6 protein-coding genes are annotated in these 5,887 nt (G+C 59.9%); all 6 read right to left on the bottom strand.

What is annotated here, in order from left to right; genetic code table 11:
* Window positions 1-643: 643 nt before the first annotated feature.
* Window positions 644-805 carry a hypothetical protein gene (locus tag EN914_RS21290; RefSeq protein ID WP_244507004.1) on the bottom strand — a complete coding sequence of 54 codons (162 nt, stop codon included), beginning with the start codon at window positions 803-805 and terminating at the stop codon, window positions 644-646.
* Between the two features lie 267 nt (window positions 806-1,072).
* Complete coding sequence (locus tag EN914_RS21285) at window positions 1,073-1,273, bottom strand: hypothetical protein (protein WP_024505611.1); 201 nt, start codon at window positions 1,271-1,273, stop codon at window positions 1,073-1,075.
* A gap of 89 nt (window positions 1,274-1,362) precedes the next feature.
* Window positions 1,363-2,307 (bottom strand): spore coat protein U domain-containing protein, encoded by a 945-nt coding sequence (locus tag EN914_RS21280; RefSeq protein ID WP_024505610.1) that lies wholly within the window; start codon window positions 2,305-2,307, stop codon window positions 1,363-1,365.
* A 14-nt stretch (window positions 2,308-2,321) separates the two neighbouring features.
* Window positions 2,322-4,733, bottom strand: coding sequence for a fimbria/pilus outer membrane usher protein (locus tag EN914_RS21275; RefSeq protein WP_024505609.1), 2,412 nt, complete (start codon window positions 4,731-4,733; stop codon window positions 2,322-2,324).
* Window positions 4,705-5,424, bottom strand: a complete 720-nt coding sequence (locus tag EN914_RS21270; protein WP_013525015.1) for a molecular chaperone — start codon at window positions 5,422-5,424, stop codon at window positions 4,705-4,707. Before EN914_RS21270 ends, EN914_RS21275 begins: the two co-directional genes overlap by 29 nt.
* A 23-nt stretch (window positions 5,425-5,447) precedes the next feature.
* Window positions 5,448-5,887 (bottom strand): spore coat U domain-containing protein (locus EN914_RS21265; RefSeq protein ID WP_164778831.1); only part of this gene is annotated, 440 nt, incomplete at its 5' end.

Raw genomic sequence — 5,887 nt, 5'->3', positions numbered from 1 at the left:
AGCTAATATATACCCAACTCTGGTGCCTATGGTGCTATCGCGCAATGGCCCTGACGGGCAGCCTAGGCCATGGGGCTTAGTTGCGGGATTACCGTTTTGCGCGTAGTTTGTAGATCTGGTTGTTTGGGTCCCTCCTTATGACCAGTGCCGGTCGGCACGGTCACCGTCACCCTTGCTTGGTAAACTGATCGTGCCGACCTACCCTTTTGACATAGAACCGCACCCCCTTTGGCAATTGAAGCGACTGGCGAACGGGCGGCATGAAACTCATCCGAATGGCGTCACGCTTCGTCGCTAGGCGATGTGTTGCCGCCGGATCAACGTCAACTGCGGTTCGAGCTGTAGCGCTGGGAGCAAGACGCCCAGGAGTTACCATTGGGCTGCGCACGCTGAAAGGACGGGTTACTCCCGACGCGGCGAAGTCAAATCCGAGGATCGCAAGGGCCTTCAGCTGTCTGCTCGCGCCGAGTCCCTGGGATTCGTCTATCGACCGCTCGCCGAGATCCTGGTCGCGGAGCCCCTCGATACGATCCTGCAGCGGGTAGAGAGCACGATAGGCGAGCCTGCCAAATCACCATCTGTCGATGCGGTCGGCGGGAAGATTGAAGCAACGGTTAGAAGTCACCTCGGGCGACCCTACGCTTCAGGTCAATGCCGTTCGCAGGCCAACCAGATCGTCGGCATGTCCCATGTCCAGACCTTCAGCCGGCGCGCCCCACGCATCAGCCGTCAGGCCGGTGAACACGTCGAACACCGTCCAGCTTCTACCTGGCTCCTGCCTTAAGTCGTACCGCTGCTGTGCCATGGGTCATTCGTTCAGCTTCCGATCCAGCTCGTCAAGCATGGACCGATGCTGCTCGGTCACATCCCAATCTGCTGGACCTCCCAGCAGTTGGCGGATTTGATGGCGCAGCGTCTCTGAAGTAATCCACGACCGAATGAGACGCGATGTAGCCTGCTGTTGCTCGGGAGAAAGCTCTTGCATGGTTGGCCCGCACGGTTAGACCGAGCCCAACCCCTTTGTGACCTTAATGGTTCCCGATGGATTGCCTGAAGAGAGTTGGAGCTGCAGCTACTCCGGCGCGACCGATAGAAAAAGTTCATCGCCGCGAAGGCCGGCTTTGTAACGTGCAATCAGGCTTTCGGCAGCCGTCGTAGCTTCGGGGCTTTCGCGGTTAATGCCGCGCAGCTCACAAAGCATATCGAACAGCCCCTGGAGAAGAGACAGTTCCTCCGGCTCGAAGGTGCCGTTCGCGATGCTTGTTACCAGCATGATCCCTGCCCCTGCATTGGCCGGATCATTCGAGCGGGTCAGCTAAATGTCAATTCGGACCAAGGTCTTGTCGGAAAGGCCTTCATCGCTCAATAGGTCACAGTGACGACAACCGTGTCGGTGTATACGCCTGCGGAAGGAGTGGCCTGCGGCGGGACGCGACCATAAACCGTGAAGACTTGCGGGACCCCAGTTCCAGTTCCCGGCACTGTGCTGCCGGGCACGGAAGCGTCGCCCCAAGGCTGAGTTCGATCAGCATTCTTGTAGAGGCCATAGGTCACTGTTTCCACGCCTTTCGACATCTTGCGAGTTGTCGGCGGCGATCCTGTCGTGCCGCCATTCAGCGAGACCGTGTAGGCCGCTGCTGGTGTGCAGGTGACTGACACCTGGCCGGTGGCATCAACATTGCCGTCAAGTACCCCCTTTGATCCAAAATCGATGTTCTGCGTCGATACAAGGCAGTTGGCGGCGACCGTCGCATTGATGGTGAAAGTCGGATCAGCCGCCACCGTACCGGAGGCGGTACTGCAACTGCTGCCGGAGGTATAGCGATAGCGAAATTCGACCTGCGCACCGGAGAATGTCGAAAGGTAGGTTCCAGGTGGAACGGTTCCCTGCCCTCCGGCCACGGCGCCATAGATAGTCGCCGTTCCAGTGGCTGAGCCCAATACATTTGGGGTCAATGCCAGTGCCGGAGGGCGGGAAGCGTAGGCCCAGGCATAAGAACCCCAAACCACGCTGCGTGCCGAGTCGGAATAGAGCTGATAGTTGAGTGCGTTGGCTCCGCTAAACATCTGGCGGGCCGTCGCCGACGACGCGCCGCCTGTGCCGGCCGCAAGATGCGCACAGATCAGGATGCGCTGACCGACAATGCCGCTGCAATTCATGTTGATGGTCGCGGTCGTGTTGGTCTGACTGCCCGAGAGGGTGTCAACCAACCCGAAATTCATGTTCGAGACGCTGAAGCTGCAGCTTTGCGCCAAAGCGGACAACGGAAACATGGCAAAGGCCATGAAGATGACAAGACGGAGCATTCGTTCTCCCATGTTTACCTGCATGCCACGTCCTTGATTGCGACTTGCTGACCGGGTGCGGGCGTGTAGAAAAAATCGGCCTTGCAGGAGGTGCCATCCAGACGATCGATCACGACCGTGTTCTGTGCGCTTAAGCCTCGAATGTACGCCTCACCATCGTAGCCGATGACAAACTCTTCGGAGCCAGCCTCCATGCGCCCCTTCAGGCCGGCTTCCAAAGGGGTCCCTGTGCTGTCGACCAGAGTGACGACCGCTGCTTCGGGCGCTTCCGAAACGCCGAACGTCACCACGACCCCGCTGCGATCGGCTGGCATCACGACTTCCTTGGTTGCCGGAACGTCCGCATTCACTGGCAGATTCTTTGGATCGATGGAGACCGTGTTCGGTTCGTAGGAGTTAAGCCCGGGGACCAGGATGCGCCCTTGCCGATTGGTCTTTCCCACCGGCCTGTTCTGGAACTGGACGTCGACATCAGGAGCGCCGACTTCGACCACGGCGAAAGCATCGTCTATGCGATTTGTGGCAAAGACCCCGCCGCCTGCCACGGCAATCGCGCCATCCATTTGCGCAGTTGCCCGCACGTCCTTCCCGTATTGTTGGACGCCAGCCTCGAAGCGGGCGAAGCGCGCGCGATAGCTTGCTGCGGCCGACCGGTTGGGCGTGTCGCCTTCCGAGGTTCGTGCTCGCCAGCCAATGCTGCCGTCTTCCAACCGCTGCGACTTGGCGATGTCGGCGACGACATTCAGGCCGTCCGGTCCCTGCTCTATTCCCGTGGAAGCGGTGATATCGTCACCGAACGGAACCGACAGGCCGGCGAAGACTCCAAAGCCGCCGCTATCCTCAAGGTCGGTAAAGGCAGTGGCATAGAGGCTGCTTCGCTTGAATATCTCTTGGCTGTAGGAAAGGCCAACGATCTGGCTCTTCTGGCCTTCGTCACTTTCAAGATGCGTATAGGAGAGATTGAGGCTGGAAAAATCTATCGGCGCCGGGATGCTGAGCGTGAGCTGGTCTATTGCGCGAGGCACGCCCGTGCTGAAGATCGGCACGTCACCGGGCTCTGACAACGTCGGCTCTGCCGTCACCGCGGCGATGTCATCATAGTCGCCGAAGGCGCGTTGGATGCGACCGTAGATCGACCACCCTTCGTAGCTCATTTCCAGAGACGCGTTGACAAGCGAACCCGTGCGACCGTCCTGATGGCTGCCGGCGACGGCGACTGAGACTGCGCCATATGGTCCAAGCGGAAAGGCGGCGCCTACACCACCGTTGATCAATCCTTCGCCGCCCTCGGCATGGCCCTCAAGCGTCAGCCAATTGGTGAGACCGTAGCGTGCGGTGGCGACCCCAAACACCCCGTTGGCGTAATCGTTGGACTCGGTGCCGAAGTTACGCCGTGGAAACCCGATCTCCGCCGAGAAATCGAGCAAGCCCTGTCCCAGCATGTCGCTGGAGGTATAGAAGGGGAGCCTCGTTGTGGTCTCGCGACCGAGGCTATCCCTCAACACGACCTGCGCTTCACCGGCTCCGGCAAAGACTGGCAAATTGGTGACCTGAAAAGGCCCGGCGGGAATCTCTCCGGTATAGGTGCGGACGTTCTGGGCATAGACTTCGAGGGTGGAAGGAACCGCAGCGGTTCCGCCGAAGGACGGCAGCGGCAGCGTGACCAGGTCCGACCGGAGCGCGAAGTTGCGCTGTGCTTGGATGCCACCGAGATAGACCGGCCGCGTCCAGGCCAGCCCGCCGGAAATGAAGTCCCCCGCCCTGTAGGTCATCATCCGTTCAGGGTCTGAATAGCTCCACGTCGTATTAAGCCGTGTGAAGCCACCGAACTCGCCATCGGAATAGCCGGCAATGAAGGATTGGTTGAGCGTGCCGTAGGGGCTGAACACGCGCGCATCAAAGGCTCCTGAAATTCCCTGAAACAGGTCAACCCTGTTCTCAACCAGGGAGTTGGAACTTGCGAAGAGAGAGTAGTTGAATACGCCGCCATAACCCGACTGCGCCTGAATACGATCTCCCTTCTCAGCGGCCTGAACATCGACGACGCGGGCGGCGCGCCCCTCGTTCGTGGTCGTGACAAAGAGGCGCTGCGTCGGCTCATCAATACGAAAGGCAACATCGGGCAGTTGGTCCAGCCTGACCAGCCCGTCCGCGTTTGCGCTATCTACGGGCTTCAGGCCGACCTGCTTCAATTCGTCCGGCGTCGCCGCCAGGCGCCCGTCGGGGAACTGCGTGAAGGTCCCTATCAGCTCCGTCGAAACGTCATTGATGAACACCTCGAGATAAAGGTCGCGACGTCCTGTTTGGTCCGGGGCGGGTTCCGCAATTTGAGTCTGCGGAGCCTGCGCGTTCGCCGGCAGGAAAGTTAGAAAGGTGCCTGCAGCGACGACCGCGATTCTACCGCCCTTTGATCGCAACCGGAGCATCAAATGGTCCAAAATCGCTCTGTGCCTTCAGCACCACAGAGCTTGCGGCCAGCGATTTGCTGCTGCCGATCGGCCATTGCATGGTGGCTCCGCCAAGAATGTAGCCGACAAGTCCGCTGCGACTGGCGACCTTCTTGCCGCCTTGCGTCAGATCGATGTTGGATAACCTCAGCCGGCTTTCACCATTGTTACGCGCCGTCAGAACAAGGCTGCGGCCCTTCCGCGACATGCTGAAGGACACGTCAGGTGCCTTGGAGTCGGGATTGCGAAAAAAGACCGGCACGGAATAGCGCAGCACCAGCGTCACGGTCCCAGCCTTCCTGCGCGATGGGTCGGGCAGCTCGTCTACAAGCAGGCGATAGCTTTCCTCGGTCTTCACTCGCGCCTTGCTGACGCGGAGCACGCGAACGGAATAGTCGGCATTCGGCCCGACCTGGGTCGATGGCGGGCTGGCAACCACGTCGGTGGTCGGCTCCAACTGCTCTACGCCGTCAGCCTGGCGCCAACGGAATACGCGTATCTGCACGTTTATCGGCCGCTTGGCATCATTGTGCAGATTCAAAACTGCCGCGCTGTCGGGCGCAATCAACTCCAGGCTGGTTGGGGCCACTCTAAGGGAAGCGGCTGCCGAAAGGCTGACGCACAGCAAAAGGAGCGCTGCCGCCCCTATGCATGACTGCATGGGTCGCATGTCGTATCCTCCGTTTGGGAAGTTCAATATGTCACGGTGATCGCGACGGTATCCGTGTAGACGCCTGCGGCCGGCGTTGTTTGCGGCGGGACTCGCCCATAGACAGTCAGGTTTTGCACGTTGCCGTTTCCGGTTCCTGCAACCGTATCGGTGCCGACTGTGATCCCCCACGGCTGGGTGCGCCCAGTGTCCCTGTACAGCATGTAGTTAACCGTAGCGGCACCAGGGCCGGTCATTTTGCGAACTGCTACGGTCGCACCAGCACCCGCGCCTGCGCTCAGACCCACATTGTAGGTCTGACCGGAAGTGCACTGCACGCCGATGGTACTGGTTTGATCGGCATTGGCGTCGATTACGCCTTTTGAGCCGAAATCCAGATCGCTGGCGGTCTGAACCTTGCATTCGGCGGTAATGGTAATGCGAACCGTCATGTTGCCTGTCGCGACCGCCGCAAGGGCTGGGT

Source organism: Mesorhizobium sp. M7A.F.Ca.CA.001.08.2.1 (assembly GCF_003998455.1).
GTDB lineage: Bacteria > Pseudomonadota > Alphaproteobacteria > Rhizobiales > Rhizobiaceae > Mesorhizobium > Mesorhizobium ciceri.
This window is presented reverse-complemented; position numbering and strand designations above follow the sequence as displayed.

What these genes read in the sequence shown, in the direction of transcription:
- EN914_RS21280 (WP_024505610.1), bottom strand. Translation starts at nt 2,307, where the DNA reads ATGCTCCGTCTTGTCATCTTCATGGCCTTTGCCATGTTTCCGTTGTCC.
- EN914_RS21285 (WP_024505611.1), bottom strand. Translation starts at nt 1,273, where the DNA reads ATGCTGGTAACAAGCATCGCGAACGGCACCTTCGAGCCGGAGGAACTG.
- EN914_RS21275 (WP_024505609.1), bottom strand. Translation starts at nt 4,733, where the DNA reads ATGCTCCGGTTGCGATCAAAGGGCGGTAGAATCGCGGTCGTCGCTGCA.
- EN914_RS21270 (WP_013525015.1), bottom strand. Translation starts at nt 5,424, where the DNA reads ATGCGACCCATGCAGTCATGCATAGGGGCGGCAGCGCTCCTTTTGCTG.
- EN914_RS21290 (WP_244507004.1), bottom strand. Translation starts at nt 805, where the DNA reads ATGGCACAGCAGCGGTACGACTTAAGGCAGGAGCCAGGTAGAAGCTGG.